The sequence below is a fragment of the Nitrobacter sp. genome (assembly GCF_051535215.1).
Taxonomy (GTDB): domain Bacteria; phylum Pseudomonadota; class Alphaproteobacteria; order Rhizobiales; family Xanthobacteraceae; genus Nitrobacter.
Genome location: NZ_JBPPLY010000015.1, coordinates 20,738 through 38,671 on the forward strand (window position 1 = coordinate 20,738; position 17,934 = coordinate 38,671).

The window sequence follows — 17,934 nt, forward strand, 5'->3', positions numbered from 1 at the left end:
AAATTATGGGAGCGTCTGGGTCAGAGCGCGGCAGAATGTCACGTGCCCATCAATGCGGCGACATGTGCAGCCACCGATTCCTGCAACCCTTGCAGATCATAGCCGCCCTCGAGAACCGAGACAATTCGGCCGTCCGCGGTCGCATCGGCGACATCCATCAATTTGCGCGTCACCCATCCGAAATCGCTCGCCTCCAGATTGAGACTTGCCAGCGGATCGCGTTTGTGGGCGTCGAAGCCTGCGGAAATGACGAGGAGTTCAGGCGCGAATTTTTCAAGCCGGGGCAGGATCAGGTTCTCGAACGCGGAACGGAATTTGGCGCCGCCTTCACCCGCTGCCAGCGGCGCATTGACGATGGTGTCGTGATCGCCGCGTTCGCTGGTCGCGCCGCTGTAGGGAAACAGCGGCATCTGATGGGTCGAGCAATACATCACCGTTCGATCAGCCCAGAAGATGTCCTGCGTACCGTTGCCGTGGTGGACATCGAAGTCGACAACAGCCACGCGGTCGATGCCGTGCTTGCGCTGGGCATGACGCGCCGCGATCGCAGCCTGGTCGAAAAAGCAGAAGCCCATGGCCCGGCCGGCCTCGGCATGATGTCCGGGCGGGCGCGTGGCGACGAATGCATTGCTGGCGCGGCCGGCGATCACCCCTTCGGTCGCCGCGATCGCGCCGCCGACGCCGCGCATGACAGCTTCCCATGTCCCCGGCGACATCGAGGTGTCGCCGTCGAGATAGACAAGACCATCCGATGGCGACCTATGCCGGAGCTCGGCGATATAATGCTCGCTGTGACAGAGCGCGACCGAATCCAGCGATCCTTCCGGCGCCTCGCCGCGCGCCAGATCCTTGAAACGATCTTCGGTCAGCACCTTGTCGATGACGCGAATCCGATCCGGACGCTCCGGATGGCCGGGCGGCGTCAGATGATCGAGACTGGCGGGATGGGTGAGAACGAGCGTTGTCATGCCATATCCTGACCGCCGCACGGGTATCGTCGGGCGGTCCCGCGGGCTCGACCGTCAATCCTTTTTGCGCGCGAAAAACGCCTGAAACGCGGCGATCGCTTCCTCCGAGCGCAGCCGCTCGGCGAACAGGTGAGCTTCCTGATCGATCCTGCGCGTCAACTCTTCCGGTGGCAGTTTCAGAAGCTTACGCGAAATGGCAACGGCTTCCGCGGGCAGCACGCAGATCTCGCGGACGACTTTTTTGGCTTCCGCTTCGGCGTTGCCCGGCGCGACGACGGTAGTGACGAAACCCGCCTCGCGGGCCTCCTCCGCGCCGAGCGCGCGGCCCATTACCAGCATGGCGAAGGCGCGCTGATAGCCCATGGTTTGCGGCGCTAGCAGGCTGGACCCGCCTTCCGGCACCAGACCGAGATGGATGAAGGGCGTCGAGAACGTCGCCGTGCTGCCGGCGATGACGTGGTCGCAATGGAACAGCATGGTAGCGCCGATGCCGATGGCAAGGCCTTCCACCGCCGCGATGAGCGGCTTTGTGTTATGCGCCAGCGCGTGAAGAAATGTCACGGCCTCGGAAGCGCGAGGCTCGCCGCTGCTGCCCGACGTGCCGTCCTTCAGGAAGTCGTCGAGGTCGTTGCCCGCCGTGAATACGCCCGAGTCGCCGGTGATGAGGATGCAGCGGATCGCCGGGTCGTCTTGTGCGGCGTCGATCGCCTCGCTCATCGTGCGATACATGTCGCGGGTGATCGCGTTCTTCTTCTCCGGACGGCGCATGGCGATGATCCGGACGGCGTTGTCGTCGGTGACTGTGACATGTCCGGTCATGATGTGTTTCGTTGTCCCGTGTCGCGCGATCCATGGCGTTTTCGAGCGAAGTGGATACCGGTTCGCGTGAAAAAAACGCGCCAAATCAAAATCAGAGTCTCGCTTCGAACTCTATCAGAAGCGGAATGACTCTAGGAGAGCAGAACCGAATCGGCGCCGTTCACGGCATCGGCGCCATCGATCACCGTGCGCTCCAGCGCCGGAGCCTGTACCGCGATGGTCTCGGCAAAGAAGCGCGCCAGCGTGACGTAGCGGCTGGCATCGCCGAATTCGTCGCCGGCGTCATGCGCCGCGAGGGCTTCTTCGGCGAGCTTGCAACCGCCGAGCGTCGATCCGAACAGCCGCAGATAGGGTGTCGCGCCGGCGAGCGCATCATTCGGCGACGACGCCAGCTGCTGCAGCAGCCACTTGCTGGCGCGTTCGAGAGACCCGACCGCTTCACGCAGTCTCAGGCCGGTGGTGCCGAACGCGGGATCGTTCGAAGCCTCCACGCGCTGGACGGTCTGCGACAGTTCGTCGAGCAGCGCGAACACCGCCGCGCCGCGATCTGCGCCGAGCTTTCGCGTCACCAGATCGATCGACTGGATACCGTTGGTGCCTTCGTAGATCGAAGTGATGCGGGCGTCCCGATAATGCTGCGCCGCGCCGGTCTCCTCGATGAAGCCCATGCCGCCGTGAACCTGAATGCCGAGGGAGGCGACCTCGTTGCCGATGTCGGTCGAGAACGCCTTTGCCACCGGCGTCAGCAGCGCGCCGCGGGCGGCAGCGGCCGCGCGCACGTCAGGGTCGCGCGCACGCGCCGCAACATCCAGTGCGACGGCGGTGGCGTAGCAGATGGTGCGGGCGGCGGCGGTGAGCGCGCGCATCTGCATCAGCATCCGCTTGACGTCGGGGTGTACAATGATGGCGTCCATGCCGTTGCCGGATTTGCCCACGGCGCGGCCCTGCTTGCGCTCCCGCGCGTAAGCTAGCGCACGTTGATAGGCGCGCTCGGCGATGCCGACGCCTTCGAGCCCGACGCCGAGCCTGGCCTGGTTCATCATCGTGAACATGCATTGCATGCCGCGATTTTCCTCGCCGACAAGGAAGGCGACGGCGCCGCCGTCATCGCCCATGGTCATGGTGCAGGTCGGCGAGGCATGAATCCCGAGCTTGTGCTCGATGCCGCTGGCGTGGATGTCATTGCGCGCCCCGAGCGAACTGTCAGCGTTGACCAGAAATTTCGGGACCAAGAAAAGGGAGATTCCCTTGGTGCCATCAGGCGCATCGGGCAGGCGCGCGAGCACGAAATGCACGATGTTTCCGGTCATGTCGTGGTCGCCATAGGTGATGAAGATCTTGGTGCCGAAGATGCGATAGCTGCCGTCGGCGGCCCGTTCGGCGCGGCTGCGCAGGCTGCCGACGTCCGAGCCCGCCTGCGGCTCGGTCAGTTGCATCGTGCCGGTCCATTCGCCGGATACCAGTTTTGCGAGATAGATGTTTTTCAGGTCATCGCTGCCGTGAGCGGCAAGCGCTTCGATCGCGCTGAGCGTCAGCAGCGGACACAGACCGAACGCGACATTCGCCGCACTCCAGATTTCGGTGCAGGCGGCGTTGATCGCGAGCGGCAGCCCCTGTCCGCCAAAATTCTCCGGCCCGGAGACGGAGTTCCAGCCCGCCGCCGTCCAGCGCCGGTAAGTATCAGGCCAGCCGGGTGCGGTTGTCACGCGGCCGTCTTCCAGCTTGGCGCCGTGCTGGTCGCCGCTGCGGTCGAGCGGAGCCAGCACTTCGCTTGCGAACCGGCCGGCTTCCTCAAGCACCGCCGAGGTGATTTCGGGATCGTAGTCGCCGTAATGGCCGGCTTCGACCGCGGCCTTCATCCCCGCGCCGTGGTTGAGAGCAAGCAGCATGTCGCTGATCGGTGCGCGATAGGTCATGGCGTGCCTCGCGAGCGATGGCCGGACAGGACGGCGCCCTGCCGGTCGCTATAACCGTATTCCCACGAAACCGGACGGCTCTCAACTCTTTCAAGTATAGTGGCGATGCGGCCATACAGGGCCGTTGGCTGCCGGTGATTCCAGGAGCGCAGGAGAAGGCTCAGATTTCGAGCAGGCCAACCGCTGTCCGATCGTCCAGCGGTTGAAAAAACAGGGTTCTCTCTATAGACCGTCGGAGCCCGAGGAAATCCGCGAGGTCACTTTTCGCGCGTTCCGGGCCGTTGGGGCGTAGCCAAGCGGTAAGGCAGGGGATTTTGATTCCCCCATTCGGAGGTTCGATCCCTCCCGCCCCAGCCATCCAGTCCGGTAATTTGGGGGATATCTTAAAGACCAACGAAAAGACCCGCCAAAAGAAGGGCTTTTGCGACAGAACGGCTCTCCCGAGAGACAACCCCGGTGGCTTCTTGAAGATTGTCTGCCGAAAATCTCCGGGCCTTCGCTGATATTCCCGTTTTTGGCGAGGCTCAGACCGGAGAATAGTTCAACCCCGACTGGTTGGGTCGAGACGCAGTCGCGTCCGGCGGCCGAGATCGAGCCGAAGGTTGCGATGGCCTCGAATTTGTTTCTTGCCGCCAACGCGGCTACCGGGGGCCAGAATGCCCGCAGGTTCCGGTGAAATCTGGTGTCCGTTCATATCCATTTTGTTCAGTAGATTTGGCTTGATGCCGCGCAGTTCAATGAGAGCGAAGATCACTGCCCGACACGTCAAGCGCTATGTCGAAGACCGCTATTGGTGAGCTACCGCGATTCTTCCAAACGAGATCGCCGTCAGGATCAAACAGAATGTCCTGATGATCGCAGGCCACAAACCGCACGCCAGGAAATTCTCGAGAGCAACCTTGCCAAGCTGCCGGAGAGGCTCGGCATCCTATGATGCGGAACGCGTCAAGGCGACGAACGGCTTTCATCGGAGTGTCGTCGGCAATAGCTTCTGCGATGCAAAGATGTGCGGGCTCCGTGCGCCCCCTTCATGGTCGGAGGCGCTGAAATGCCAAAAGTCTCCGGCTGTCTGAACTGCCCCGGGTTTGCAGAGAGGATGGAGCCATGGCAAGCAAGACGACGAACAAGTTTTCATCGGTGGTTCGGCCCCTGTGTTGCCTGGCCCTGCCTTGTCGGGACATTTCGGCAGAAGACCGCATCGTTTCGCCGCTAAATAAATCAGCCTTTTGTTTCTTGTTCGCGCTCGCGCAGATAGTCGTCGGTGGTGCGCGGCGCCGGGCGCTCGGACACGTCGGCAAAGGGACTGAAACCGTCCTCGCTCATTGTGATGACACGACAGTCGGCGCACATTCGGATGGCATCGACGCGCTTGTCGGCGTTGGGATACATCCAGTGCCGGCCTTCCAGCTTGGCTGCGATCCGGTCGATGGTGCTTTTGACACCGAATGGCTTGTGGCAGCGGATACAGAGCGCCGGCTCTTCCTCTTTGAGCGTGCGTGCGGGCGCCGTGGCTGCCCGGAAGTCGATTTGCGGTACCAGTCTGATGACCTTTTCCGGGCACGTTGCCTGGCACAGGCCGCATTGCACGCAGGCATCCTCCGCAAACCGAAGCACCGGCCGTTCCGGGTCATCGCGCAACGCGCCGGTGGGGCAGGCCGAAACGCAGGACAGACAGAGCGTGCATCCTTCGGCATTGACTTCGAGAGTGCCGAATGGTGCGCCATCGGGCAGCGCGATCACATCGACCGGCGCCGGCGCCCCCCTGTGCAATTCATGCAACGCGAAGCGCAGGACGTCTCGCGTTCTGCCGACCGTCCTGAAGCCTGCCGGATGTTGAACAGCCGCGCCTGGCGTCATGTCGTACAATGCCGCGCCTAACTCCTCTGGGTCGTCGGTTTCGATCGTGGAAACACGCGGACCCTGAATCCCGAGCCCTGTGAGGATCGTCTCGGCGAGCGCTGTCGTCTTGCCAAGTCCAACCGGTGCGTGGCGTGGTTTTGCGCGCAACAAAAGCCGCACGCCGGCGGCGCCATAGGCGAAAGCCGCCACGATCGCTTCGAGCCCGACCTGCGTCACCTCATTGACGCCGAGCGGCAGCACGTTGGCGGGAAGTCCTGCACCGTGACGCGCGAGCGCCTCGATCAGTGGGGTGCCATGTTCGCCATCGTGCAGCAACACGATGGCGTCCGTGCCGCCGGCTCCGTGGTAGGCCGTCAGCATCGCACGCAATTTGTGAAGCAGCATGTCCGCCGGAGGCAACGTGTAGGATGCTGCCCCGGTTGGACATGCTGCGGCGCATTGGCCGCACCCGGCGCAAACTTCCGCGTTGATGACGACATGATCGCCGTTGGACGTGATCGCGCTGGTTGGACAGAGATCAAGGCATCGTCGGCATCCGACGATATTCGAACGCGAATGGGCGCAGAGCGCTGCGTTGAAGTTGATGTAGCGCGGCTTGTCGAAGCTGCCGACGAGATCGCGGGCCTTGAGCACGGCGCGCAGGACCGCTGTCGGATCGCCAGGGTCGGCCCGCACGTAGCCGTCGCGCAGATCGTGCGCCGGAAACAATGGAGCGCCGCCGGTGAGATCAAGGATGAGATCGCAGCGCGAGACCGCCCCATTGCGTGGTGGTTCGAATATCAGCTTGTCGCGGGAAGACGGCCGGGGTAGCGCGTAATCGTCGACCGTGAGTTCGAAGGCACCGAGATGGCCCGTCGCTGCGCGGATGGTTCCTTTGGCGATGGGAAACGTGGTGACACCGGGCGGCTCGAGCGGTTCCGGCCGGCTGAGGAGGACAGTCACGTCGAGTTGATCGGCCAGCAGGTTGCCGGCCTCGATCGCGCGTTCGTTCCGGCCGTAGATCAGAATAACGCCTTCGCTCGACAGGCTGACCAGCGGAAAATCCGGCGCAGGCTCAGCCGCGAGCGCGAGCAGCGCGGCCATTTTCGGACCCGCCTTCGCTCCCTGCGCGGACCAGCCCGCGGTTTCGCGTATGTTGACATAACTGATTGGAGCATCGCGCTCGCCGGCCAATTCCGAGAATAGCGCCGCTTCCTGGGTACAGCCGACGCTCAGCGGGGCGCCGTCTTGTAGCGCGCTCCGGAATCGCTCCACCTCCGTCCGGCACATATGACGAAAGGTGGAAATCTCGGCGTTGGGGCACGCTCGTCGGACCGCGGCCGAATCCAGGCTCATCGTGTCCTCGCACGAACATATCAGGATTTTCCGGGGTCGATCCGCCATTGCCGCTACCTGCGTCCGTCACCTGTCATAGGACTCGTATCGGGAAGCGGAAGCCTATAGCTATATCAGAACGAATAAAATAGTCGCCGGAGGTCGTATTGCCGACCATGCGCGTCCGCGCACCCTTCGAGCAGGTTCTTGATCTGCCGCCGCCGTTTACGCTGGTGACGCTGCGCGAGCGCTTGGATGCATTCAACCATGCAGTCGATATTGCGTCGCAATGCGGCGCCGGCACTCTGGTCTATGTCGGACGCTTCGATCTCGCGGAATTCGCGGTGGTTCTGGAGCCGGATGAACCGCTGCGCTCGGCGCGCCGCGCCGTTTACGCCGGCATGATCGCACTGAGCGCCGCCCTCTTGGCCCACGCGCCGTCGGGGAAATTGGTGACGGTCGACTGGCCGGACGCCATTCGCATCGATGGGGGTCTGGTTGGTGGCGGGCGTCTGGGATGGCCAGAGATCACGAGGGAGGATGAACGGCCGCAATGGCTGGTATTCGGCGCTATGATCCGCACGGTGTTGATGTCGGGAGAAGAGCCCGGCGTGCATCCCCTCGCGTCAGCGCTTGAGCAGGAGGGTTTCGGAGATGTCAGCGCGGCAAAGTTGACCGAGGCTTTCGCGCGTCACCTGATGACGGCATGTGATGTCTGGCAATCGGACGGATTTGACGATCTCGCGCAGCAATTCGTGGAACGGTTTCCGCGCGCGCCCGGCGTTGTCCACGAAATCGCCGAGAATGGCGATTTGCTTGTGCGTCGGATGGGCGACACCGGCCTTGTGCGCTGTGAATTACTGCCCGCATTGAATGCACCATCGTGGCTTGATCCGGACACGGGAGGGCCGCGCTTGTGAAGTTGCTTCGGACAATCGCACTCGATCCGTCGGATACGTTCGTGTTCGACGCAGCCGCCGAACCGGGCGAATGGGCGGTGCCGGGCACCTTCCGGTTCTGGAGTGATGACCCGGCGGCGCTGCGGGGCAAGGCGCGCTCCGCGTTTCGCAGCGGATTTCTCGGCCTGCAGTCCTGGGGTTGGTCAACACTCGTTCAGGTCGTGGACGTGAAAGACGACGATCGCGATACGGTCGTGGACCTGCTTGCGCGACGTCTGGTCGAGCGGCTCGGCGCACCTGATCTTATCGCCGCGCGCCGGGCGGCCGAGGAAGAAGTCAATTTTGCCGAATCGCTTTGCAGCGAGCCGGTTGGCATGCTCATCGCGGTCCATCGCATGGTGGAGAGTGGCGAGATCCGCGAAACGTTCCGTACACTGCGGTCGCGCTGTGGATCGCAACCCCATCGCGCGTTCTCGTTTCTGGAAGTCGACGACGAACGATCGGCGGAGGAGATCGATCTGGCCGGCGTCTTTCTCGGGCGTGAAAGCAAATGATGGATTTCTGGATATCCTGCGGCCATCATCTGCTCGACCGCGCACCGGGCGGCGGGCTGGCCGTGACCGACGAATTTCTCAAGGCTTATTTCATCCGGCCCGAATTGACGCCGCCGCCGGATGCTTGCGCGCTCGAGCGAAAATTGCATGGGGCGCTGCTGGCTGAACCGCGACGGCCCGTTGACGCGGCCGACATTTCCGCAATCGCCGATCCCGATGCGCGAGAAAACTGGCAGCTCGTGCTGGCGTTTCGCGACCTGTTGTTGCGCCACCAGACGCTGGAGGCCGCATATCTCGCCTTGATGCGCGGAGGGGCGGTGACCTTGCCGCCGCTGTTCGTCAATCAACTCACACACGTCATCCTGCGTAACGCGCTCGATTGTTGCGACGATCCATTCGTTTTGCGTGCCGGCGAACTGTTTTTCCGGCCGCAGCGCATCATGCCCAATCAACAGTCAATGATAGCAACCGACGAGGAATGGATCGCGAGCGCGCATGCGGAGTCTGTTGCGCCGCTGCTGTCGCTGCTGGACATGGCCGCTGAAGCCAAGATCGAGATCATGGACGACGCGAATGCCGCCAGCTACTGGCGTCGCAGCGATATGTTCGATCTGGGGCTGGATCTCTCGGCCGGAGGACGCGGTCGCGCAGCCCTCGCCGAAGCAATGACCCGCTGGATCAGGCATCTGCTCGCTGTCGATGTGACGATCGAGCCGCTCGCAGAACTGCGCGACGCACGTTTTACCTGGTACGTCGGACTTGATGCCGAGGCGACCAAAATCGGCGACCGGCTCTGGAATGACGGATTCCTCGACGACGGCATGTCTGGCCGCGTGGTGGCGCTTTTCCAGCTTGTATTTTCAGACCCTACGGCCATTGTCGATGGGCGTATGAATGAGCCAGTTTATCTGATTTTGGCGGCATCGCCCGATCGGATCCTGCGCATGAAACCGCAGAATCTGATCACCGGCTTGCCCGTCAGGCATCTGGAGGCCGCGAGTTGAGTCCCGCCGCGTCACCGCTCGTGCGCATTCCTGTCGGCGTGGTGATCGAACGCCGCGCGGCGGCATCCGCCTGGGCCGATTTTATCTGGCGCGCGGTCGGCGTGCTGCCCGACGCGCCGGACATCGAGCCATGGACGCGGCTGCGCGCCGATGCGGACAGCACGCTCTATTATGCCGGAAGCGCCGCGATCGACCTTTACCGCTCGGAGACCGGGCGTTATCGCGAAAACCTGGCTTCCGGTTCGGCCAGTATCTGGGTGATCCTGAGTCCGTCCGAAGGTCCGTGGCCGTATGCGGTCACCGCGGTCACGGCCGACTCCGCCGAGGGCGAGAGCTTCACCGACGCGTCGACCAATCTTGTCGAACCGGTGCCGATGCCGGATGTCATCCGCAGCGCCATTGAACGGTTTATCGCCGAACACCACGTCGAGAGGGAAGAGTTCGTCAAGCGCAAGCGCGGTCGCGCGAATCTCGAAGCGTTGGCGCGACGCGGGCGCGGAGGCCGGGACGAATGACGGACGAGGACTTCCTGAGCCGCTGGTCGCGCCGCAAACGCATGGCGAATGCGCCCGTCCGCGCCGAAGCGCCTGCTTCCAGGTTGGAGGAGGCGACTGACGAGAATGTTCCGCTGTCTTCGACTGGCGCAGCGGATGCAGTCGAGGAATTCGATCTCTCGACGTTGCCGCCGCTCGAGTCGATCTCGGCGACCACAGACGTCACCGCATTCCTGCGCAAGGGCGTTCCGCCGGCATTGAGTCGCGAGGCGCTCCGCCGGGCCTGGATCGCCGACCCGACCATCCGCGACTTCGTCGGTCTCGCCGAGAATGCCTGGGATTTCAACGATCCCGATGCGATGCCGGGGTTCGGTCCGCTGGACTATTCGCCGGAAGAGCTGCGCGATCTGGTCAGCAGGATCGTCGGGGGCGCCCGGCGCGCGGCCGACGACATCGAGGACCTTGCATCGCCGCATGAGGCTGTCGATCAGGCTCCGTCGGCGCAGGCTGACCAGGATCAGTCGCCGGGCGCGGCCGATATGCCGGACGCAGTCGTCGGGCAAGCCGTCCGCGAGGTGGAGCACCGTGAGCCGGAGCCTGTGACGGCGCAGGGTGCCGAATCTGCTCCGCGTGAACGGCAGGATGTCGCTCAAGACAGGGCTGACGTCTCCCCGGCGGTTCGTCGCACCCACGGCGGCGCACTGCCGAGATAGGTTTCGACCAAAGATATAGGCTGATCCTATAGGTGGCGGTTGACGACCGCCGGTGCCCGGGCCTAGTTTTTTAATCGTTCCAAAGAGGACGCATTCTGGAACGCTCGCTCGGGAAACAAAATATGCGCGATGCGGGATTAAGTCGGGCAATTCAGCTGGCGGGAGGGCAGGCCGAGCTTGCCCGCAGAATAGGCATTACGCAGCCCTCGGTCTCGAACTGGAACAGGGTGCCCGCCGAGCGGGTGGTCGCCGTTGAAGCCGCAACTGGCATATCGCGCATAGAACTTCGTCCCGATCTTTATAGCGAGTTGGCCGTGGCTGATGACGTTGACGACGTTGATATCGGTCGTGCCCGGGAATATGCGCTGCTCGCCACGCTGTTGGCGCGCGCGCCGTCGGACATGTTGCTCGCGCAGATCTCCCGGCTGCACGGCGACGCGACGCCGCTGGGGTCGGCGCATGCCCGGCTGGCGGACGCGGCATCGACAATCTCTCCCGCAGCCGTCGAGCGCGAATATTTCGACCTGTTCATCGGCCTGGGGCGAGGCGAATTATTACCATACGCATCGTTCTATCTCACCGGCTTCCTCAACGAACGGCCGTTGTCGCGGCTGCGGCAGGATCTCGCTGCGCTCGGCATCGAGCGCGTCGAGACCAATTCCGAGCCGGAGGATCACGCGGCGACGCTGTGCGAGATCATGGCCGCCTTGGCGGGCGGCCGCGTCCCGGCTTCGGCGGATGCGCAGCGTCTGATGTTCGAGAGACATATTGCGCCATGGATGAGGCGTTTATTCGCCGATATGGAGAACGCGACCGCCGCGAATTTCTATCGATCGGTCGGTTCGCTCGGTCGCCTGTTTCTGGAAATCGAGGCGGAGGCCTTTACGCTCACCAATTGAGCAAGCCACGGGAGGACTCGCGATGAAGAACGACAACAATGACGGCAAGGCAGCCGTCGGCCGTCGTGGTTTCCTGCGCGGGGTCGGCATCGGCGCGCTGGGCGTCGGCGCGATGGCTGCAGCGCCGCTTGCGACACCCGCCATGGCCGATAGCGAAACGAACGACGAGAAGCGCAAATCACGCTACCGGGTAACTGACGACGTCAAGGCGTTTTACCGCGTCAATCGTTATCCGGGTTGAAGGAGGCTGCCGTGCTGATCAAGAGAGCACAGCGACAGAATGCGCAAATCGCGCGTGGCGGTTCGGCTCTCGCGACGCCGGCCGAACATGGACAAGGCTTCGACCGCCGCACGTTCCTGCGTCGCTCAGGTTTGGCCGCCGGCGGCCTTGCCGCGTTGAGCACGCTGCCGCTCGACGCCGTCCGCAAGGCCGACGCGGCGGTGGCGGCGGGACCGCTGACATCCGGCGCAACGGTTCGCAAGAGTGTATGCACGCATTGCTCCGTCGGCTGCACCGTCACCGCCGAGGTGCTGAACGGTGTCTGGATAGGCCAGGAGCCGAGCTGGGATTCCCCGATCAATCGCGGCTCGCACTGCGCCAAAGGCGCCTCGGTGCGCGAACTCGTCCATGACGGACGCCGCCTCCGCTATCCGATGAAACTCGTCGACGGGCAATGGACGCGCGTTTCATGGGAGACGGCGATCGACGAGATTGGCGACAAGCTGATGCAGGTTCGCGAGACGTCGGGCGGCGATTCGGTCTATTGGCTCGGTTCGGCAAAGATGACGAACGAAGGGTCGTATCTGTTCCGCAAGCTCGGTGCGTTCTGGGGCACCAACAATACCGATCACCAGGCGCGCATCTGCCATTCGACAACCGTGACCGGCGTGGCCAACACCTGGGGCTACGGCGCGATGACCAACAGCTTCAACGATATCCGCAACGCCAAAACGCAGATCATCATGGGCGGCAATCCCGCCGAAGCGCATCCGGTTTCGCTGCAACACCTTCTCGAAGGTGCTGAACTGAACAAGGCGAATGTCGTCGTGATCGATCCGCGCATGACGCGGACCGCTGCGCACGCCACCGAATATGTGCGGCTGCGGCCGGGAACGGACATTCCGGTTCTGTATGGAATGATGTGGCACATCCTCAAGAATGGCTGGGAAGACAAGGAGTTCATCCGGCAGCGCGTCTACGGCTTCGACGATCTCCGCAAGGAAGTGGAGAAGTGGAGTCCGGACGAAGTCGAACGCGTCAGCGGCGTTCCGGGCGCGCAGCTTGAGCGCGTCGCCAAAATGTTTGCGACGGAAAAGCCGGCGACGCTGATCTGGTGCATGGGGCAAACCCAGCATACGGTCGGCACCGCGAATGTGCGCGCGAGCTGCATCGCGCTGCTGCTGACCGGCAATATCGGCAAACCCGGCACCGGCGCCAATATCTTCCGCGGCCATGACAACGTGCAGGGCGCTACCGACGTCGGGCTCGATATCGTGACGCTGCCGTTCTACTACGGCCTGGCCGAAGGCGCCTGGAGACACTGGTCGCGGGTCTGGGAGGTCGACTACAACTATCTGGCGTCGCGGTTCGACGACAAGAAATCGATGGAAACGCCCGGTATCCCGCTGACGCGGTGGTTCGACGCGGTCATCCTTCCGAAAGCCGACGTCGCCCAGAAGGACAATGTGAAGGCGGTGTTCGTGCAGGGACACGCCAGCAACAGCATTACGCGAATTCCCGAATCGCTGAAGGGACTGAAGGCGCTGGAATTGCTCGTCATCGCCGATCCGCACCCGACCACATGGGCTGCGCTCGCGGTGCAGTCCGGCCGCAAGGACGGCGTTTATCTTCTGCCGGTCGCCACGCAGTTCGAATGCAAGGGGTCGCGCGTTGCCTCGAACCGCTCGCTGCAATGGGGCGAGCAGATCGTGAAGCCGGTCTTCGAGTCGAAGGACGACCTCGAGATCATATATCTGTTCGCAAAGAAGTTCGGCTTCGCCGCCGAGATGTTCAAGAACATCAAGGTCGAGGACAACCTGCCGGTGGCCGAGGACATCCTTCGCGAGATCAATCGCGGGAGCTGGTCTACCGGCTATTGCGGCCAGTCGCCGGAACGCCTCAAGGCGCACATGAAAAACCAGCACAAGTTCGATCTGGTGACGATGCGCGCGCCCAAGGACGATCCGGAGGTCGGCGGGGACTATTACGGCCTGCCATGGCCGTGCTGGGGCTCGCCGGAGGTGAAGCATCCGGGCACGCCGCTGCTCTACAACACCAATCTTGCGGTCATGGATGGCGGCGGCAACTTCCGTCCGCGTTTTGGCCTCGAGCGCGAGGAGAAGCTGCCCGATGGCAGCACCCGCATGGTCAGCCTGCTGGCGGATGGGTCCTATTCGAAGGATTCGGAAATCAAGGACGGTTATCCCGAATTCACACTGGCGAGCTTGAAGAAGCTTGGCTGGGACAAGGATCTGACCGAAAGCGAGATGGCCACGATCAACAAGATCAACCCGGACAAGCCGGACACGGTGTCATGGTCGCTCGACCTCTCCGGCGGCATCCAGCGCGTTGCGCTGATGCACGGCTGTGTTCCCTACGGCAACGGCAAAGCGCGCATGAACGCTTTCGGTCTGCCGGATCCGATCCCGGTGCATCGCGAACCGATTTATTCCCCGCGTGTCGATCTGGTGGCGCAATACCCGACGCTGCCGGACGCCAAGCAGTTCCGCCTGCCCAACATCGGCTTCTCCGTGCAGAAGGCCGCGGTCGAGAAGGGGATCGCCAAGCAGTTTCCGCTCATCCTGTCCTCGGGCCGTCTCGTGGAATACGAAGGCGGCGGCGAGGAGACGCGGAGCAATCCGTGGCTCGCCGAATTGCAGCAGGACATGTTCATCGAGATCAGTGTCGCCGATGCCGCCGAGCGCGGCATCAGGGATGGTGGTTGGGTCTGGGTGACGGGCGCCGAGAACAACTCAAAGGCGAAGATGAAGGCGCTGGTGACGGAGCGGGTCGGCAAGGGCGTGGCATGGATGCCATTCCACTTTGGCGGGTGGTACGCGGGCGTTGATCTGCGCGGCAACTACCCGAAGGGGACCGATCCGATCGTGTTGGGCGAGAGCGCCAACACGATCACGTCCTACGGGTATGATCCCGCGACGGGGATGCAGGAACCGAAGGTCACACTCTGCCAGATCGTCGCGGCATAAGGAGCAACAGCCATGGCCCGGATGAAGTTTCTCTGTGACGCCGATCGTTGCATCGAATGCAACGCTTGCGTCACCGCCTGCAAGAACGAGCATGAGGTGCCGTGGGGGATCAACCGGCGCCGGGTCGTGACCATCAACGACGGCAAGCCGGGTGAGCGCTCGGTCTCGATGGCATGCATGCACTGCACCGACGCGCCATGCGCCGCGGTTTGCCCGGTGAACTGCTTCTATACCACTGAAGACGGCGTGGTGTTGCACTCCAAGGATCTTTGCATCGGCTGCGGTTATTGTTTCTATGCATGCCCGTTCGGCGCGCCGCAGTATCCGAAGATCGGCAACTTCGGCTCGCGCGGCAAGATGGACAAGTGCACGTTCTGCGCCGGCGGTCCGGAGGCCGACGGCTCCAGGGCAGAATACGAAAAATACGGAGCCAATCGTCTTGCCGAAGGCAAGCTGCCGCTGTGCGCGGAGATGTGCTCGACCAAATCGCTGCTCGCGGGCGATGGCGAGGTCATCGCGGAAATCTACAAGGAAAGGGTGACGAGGCGGGGATATGGTTCCGGCGCATGGGGCTGGCAGACAGCCTACCGTGAAAGTGTCGCGTCGTGATTGGCGGGTGGCAGCGGCTGCGCGACGGGCGCGGCTGAAAATCGAGGGAGACTCCTCATGGCGTCCTTTGCAAGGTATGTCCGCTTTGCCGCCTGCGCCTGGATCGCGTTCGTCATCGTCGTTTCGGCGATTCCCGCATCCGCCCAAGAGCCGTCCCGCGTTGACCCGAATGCGAGCGCGGTGACGGAGCAGGGGCTATTTCAGGAACACAACCGTATCCAGGGGCGCGTCAGCATCCCCAATCAACGCTCAGGAGTGCTGGAACAGCCGGCCGGCAGGGACTGGCGGCATTTCCGCAACGTCACACTGCGCTGGATCGGCAGCATCGCAATTCTCGGGATGCTTGCCCTCCTCATTATTTTCTATCTGGCGCGGGGCATGGTGCGCATCGAAAGCGGTCGCTCCGGCCGCACCATTGTCCGCTTCTCGGCTTTCGAGCGCTTCGTGCACTGGATGACCGCGACCTGCTTCGTCATTCTCGCGATTTCGGGCCTGAATATAACCTTCGGCCGCCCGCTGCTGCTGCCCCTGATCGGTTTTGAAGCATTCTCGGAATGGTCGCAGTGGGCGAAGTATGCGCACAATTACCTGAGCTTTCCCTTCACCCTCGGCGTCGTCCTGATTTTCCTGATGTGGATCGCCGGCAACATCCCCAACAAGGTCGACGTGGAGTGGCTCAAGCGCGGTGGCGGGATGGTCGGTCATGACCATCCGCCGGCCTACCGCTTCAATGCCGGTCAGAAGGGTGTCTACTGGATCGTCGTCATCGGTGGCGGTCTTGTCGCTGCGACCGGCTATCAGTTGATGTTTCCTTTCTATCTGACGGGTATCGAAGGCATGCAACTCGCGCACGTCGTTCACGCCGTGGCCGCGGTTTTGTTCATCGCCGTCATGCTGGCCCATATCTATATCGGCACGATCGGAATGGAGGGAGCCTTCGAGGCGATGGGCGAAGGCACGGTGGACGTGAACTGGGCCAGGGAACATCACAGTCTCTGGCTTGATGAACAAAACGCCCGTACCGGCGTCAATAAAACGCCGCGTCGGACGTCGGCCACGCCCGCGGAGTAGCGTCGGCCGGCCTCGGGCCATCCCTCGGGTTCGACGCGTGGACAGATTGTCGGTTCGCGCGAAGAATAATGCGTCAAATCAAAATTCTGGAGGCCGCTTCTGATTCATCAGAGGCGAAAGGCTCCGGTTTTTTTGGAAATTGACCATTCCCGCGGAGTTCGCGCAATATAAGGAGCATGGATCCGAGCGTCTCAGCATTTCAACTCTTGCTGACTGGCGACCCCGCGCTGCTTGGGATTGTCCGGCTGTCGCTGATCGTGAGCATGAGCGCGGTCGGCCTCGCGACGCTGGTCGGCGTCCCCATCGGCGCGTGCATTGCGCTCACGCATTTTCCCGGCCGGACCGCCGTCATTGTCGTTTTCAACGCGTTGATGGGCTTGCCGCCGGTTGTCGCCGGCCTGGCCGTTTTTCTCCTGCTCTCGCGGTCGGGCCCGCTCGGTCCATTAGGTCTGCTGTTTACGCCGACCGCGATGGTATTTGCGCAGGTCGTCCTCGTGACGCCGATCATCGCCGCGCTGACGCGCCAGACCATCGAGGACCTCTGGGGGGAATATCGCGACGAACTCACCGCGATGAATGTCGGCGCAGTGCGGCGCGTCGGAACGCTGATCTGGGACGGCCGTTTCAGCCTCATCACCATCGTGCTCGCCGGATTCGGGCGAGCGGCAGCAGAAGTAGGGGCCATCATCATTGTCGGCGGCAATATCGATGGTTTCACCAGGACGATGACGACCGCCATTGCCCTGGAGACGTCCAAGGGTGACATACCGCTCGCCATCGGCCTAGGCGTGGTTCTCATGGCCATCGTCGTGCTGGTCAATGCGCTGGCATGGGTCATAGGGCGAACGGCCCAGCGATACGCAGGATGACCATGCGGGCTCCCAGCGCCGAGTTGCCGATCTGTTTTCGCAACGTTACCGTCGAGGCTCATGGCGTGACCATTCTCGACCGGATCACGCTTGCGTTGGGAGCAGGGTCTCCAACGGTGCTGATCGGGCCGAACGGCTCGGGCAAAACGACGTTCCTGCGCATCGCGATGGGGCTCACATTGCCGTCCGCGGGGACCATCACCTGGGGAGGACGGGAGAACGTCGCGCCGGTGCGTCGGGCGATCGTGTTTCAACATCCCGTGATGCTCAGGCGCACGGCCGCCGAGAATCTGCGATACGCACTCAAGGTTTCGGGCAGAATACCGCGCGAAGGCCATGACGCGCGGATCGCCGAGCTGCTGTCGCTTGTTGGACTCTCCGGGGTCGGTGACCGTCCGGCTCGCCGGATGTCGGGCGGAGAAAAACAGCGCCTTGCCCTTGCGCGGGCGCTCGCGCGCGATCCCGTGGTGCTTTTCCTCGACGAGCCCAGCGCCAGCCTTGATCCGGCGGCCGCCAAGGCGGTCGAGGACGTCATTCGCGCTGTCACCGCGCGCAATATCAAGATCATCATGTCGACCCACGACCTGGGATCCGCCAGACGCTTGGCCGGCGACATTATCTTCATGCATCATGGTCGCGTGGTGGAGGCCGGCGCCGCTTCAACGTTTTTCACTGCGCCGCAGAGTGACGAAGCAAAAATCTTCATCAGCGGTGATTTGCTTGTCTGACCAACACGGA

Annotated in this window: 16 protein-coding genes and 1 tRNA gene; 13 read left to right on the plus strand and 4 right to left on the minus strand. The window is 62.9% G+C overall.

Annotated features, from left to right (window positions below):
- Positions 1 to 38: 38 nt before the first annotated feature.
- From ACS3WB_RS13245 to ACS3WB_RS13255, 3 genes are all read right to left on the minus strand, one after another.
- Positions 39 to 968, minus strand: coding sequence for a histone deacetylase family protein (locus ACS3WB_RS13245; RefSeq protein ID WP_438275966.1), 930 nt, complete (start codon positions 966 to 968; stop codon positions 39 to 41).
- Between the two features lie 54 nt (positions 969 to 1,022).
- On the minus strand, positions 1,023 to 1,787 hold the full coding sequence (locus tag ACS3WB_RS13250) for a crotonase/enoyl-CoA hydratase family protein (protein WP_438275967.1): 765 nt from the start codon (positions 1,785 to 1,787) through the stop codon (positions 1,023 to 1,025).
- A 131-nt stretch (positions 1,788 to 1,918) separates the two neighbouring features.
- A complete protein-coding gene (locus ACS3WB_RS13255; protein WP_438275968.1) occupies positions 1,919 to 3,703 on the minus strand; it encodes an acyl-CoA dehydrogenase in 1,785 nt (594 codons plus the stop codon).
- 282 nt (positions 3,704 to 3,985) lie between these two features.
- On the opposite strand from ACS3WB_RS13255, the gene ACS3WB_RS13260 reads away from it, so the two are divergent.
- Positions 3,986 to 4,060, plus strand: a tRNA-Gln gene (locus ACS3WB_RS13260).
- Positions 4,061 to 4,921: 861 nt separating this feature from the next.
- Here the strand turns inward: ACS3WB_RS13260 and ACS3WB_RS13265 are convergent.
- The gene (locus ACS3WB_RS13265) at positions 4,922 to 6,898 is read right to left on the minus strand and encodes a 4Fe-4S binding protein (protein ID WP_438275969.1); all 1,977 of its coding nucleotides are present in this window, start codon (positions 6,896 to 6,898) and stop codon (positions 4,922 to 4,924) included.
- Between the two features lie 155 nt (positions 6,899 to 7,053).
- Between ACS3WB_RS13265 and ACS3WB_RS13270 the strand changes: the two genes are divergently transcribed.
- The 12 genes from ACS3WB_RS13270 (at position 7,054) to ACS3WB_RS13325 (ending at position 17,924) form a co-directional block, all read left to right on the plus strand.
- Positions 7,054 to 7,797: a biotin/lipoate--protein ligase family protein gene (locus ACS3WB_RS13270; RefSeq protein ID WP_438276004.1), complete on the plus strand. Its 744-nt coding sequence runs from the start codon at positions 7,054 to 7,056 to the stop codon at positions 7,795 to 7,797.
- A complete protein-coding gene (locus ACS3WB_RS13275) occupies positions 7,794 to 8,330 on the plus strand; it encodes a DUF6505 family protein (RefSeq protein WP_438275970.1) in 537 nt (178 codons plus the stop codon). Before ACS3WB_RS13270 ends, ACS3WB_RS13275 begins: the two co-directional genes overlap by 4 nt.
- A complete protein-coding gene (locus ACS3WB_RS13280; protein ID WP_438275971.1) occupies positions 8,327 to 9,334 on the plus strand; it encodes a DUF6352 family protein in 1,008 nt (335 codons plus the stop codon). Before ACS3WB_RS13275 ends, ACS3WB_RS13280 begins: the two co-directional genes overlap by 4 nt.
- A complete protein-coding gene (locus ACS3WB_RS13285; protein WP_292618827.1) occupies positions 9,331 to 9,849 on the plus strand; it encodes a DUF3305 domain-containing protein in 519 nt (172 codons plus the stop codon). The genes ACS3WB_RS13280 and ACS3WB_RS13285 overlap by 4 nt, the downstream gene beginning before the upstream one ends.
- Entirely contained in the window at positions 9,846 to 10,541 is a 696-nt protein-coding gene (locus tag ACS3WB_RS13290) for a DUF3306 domain-containing protein (RefSeq protein ID WP_438275972.1), read from the plus strand. Before ACS3WB_RS13285 ends, ACS3WB_RS13290 begins: the two co-directional genes overlap by 4 nt.
- 122 nt (positions 10,542 to 10,663) lie before the next feature.
- Positions 10,664 to 11,440 (plus strand): molecular chaperone TorD family protein, encoded by a 777-nt coding sequence (locus ACS3WB_RS13295; RefSeq protein ID WP_438275973.1) that lies wholly within the window; start codon positions 10,664 to 10,666, stop codon positions 11,438 to 11,440.
- Between the two features lie 22 nt (positions 11,441 to 11,462).
- Entirely contained in the window at positions 11,463 to 11,681 is a 219-nt protein-coding gene (locus ACS3WB_RS13300; RefSeq protein WP_319797740.1) for a formate dehydrogenase, read from the plus strand.
- 11 nt (positions 11,682 to 11,692) lie between these two features.
- Complete coding sequence (locus ACS3WB_RS13305; RefSeq protein ID WP_438275974.1) at positions 11,693 to 14,647, plus strand: formate dehydrogenase subunit alpha; 2,955 nt, start codon at positions 11,693 to 11,695, stop codon at positions 14,645 to 14,647.
- Between the two features lie 12 nt (positions 14,648 to 14,659).
- Entirely contained in the window at positions 14,660 to 15,256 is a 597-nt protein-coding gene (gene fdh3B / locus ACS3WB_RS13310; RefSeq protein WP_438275975.1) for a formate dehydrogenase FDH3 subunit beta, read from the plus strand.
- 57 nt (positions 15,257 to 15,313) lie between these two features.
- The gene (locus ACS3WB_RS13315) at positions 15,314 to 16,327 is read left to right on the plus strand and encodes a formate dehydrogenase subunit gamma (RefSeq protein ID WP_438275976.1); all 1,014 of its coding nucleotides are present in this window, start codon (positions 15,314 to 15,316) and stop codon (positions 16,325 to 16,327) included.
- Between the two features lie 176 nt (positions 16,328 to 16,503).
- Positions 16,504 to 17,196: an ABC transporter permease gene (locus tag ACS3WB_RS13320; RefSeq protein WP_438275977.1), complete on the plus strand. Its 693-nt coding sequence runs from the start codon at positions 16,504 to 16,506 to the stop codon at positions 17,194 to 17,196.
- 2 nt (positions 17,197 to 17,198) lie between these two features.
- Positions 17,199 to 17,924 (plus strand): ATP-binding cassette domain-containing protein, encoded by a 726-nt coding sequence (locus ACS3WB_RS13325; protein ID WP_438276005.1) that lies wholly within the window; start codon positions 17,199 to 17,201, stop codon positions 17,922 to 17,924.
- Positions 17,925 to 17,934: the final 10 nt, after the last annotated feature.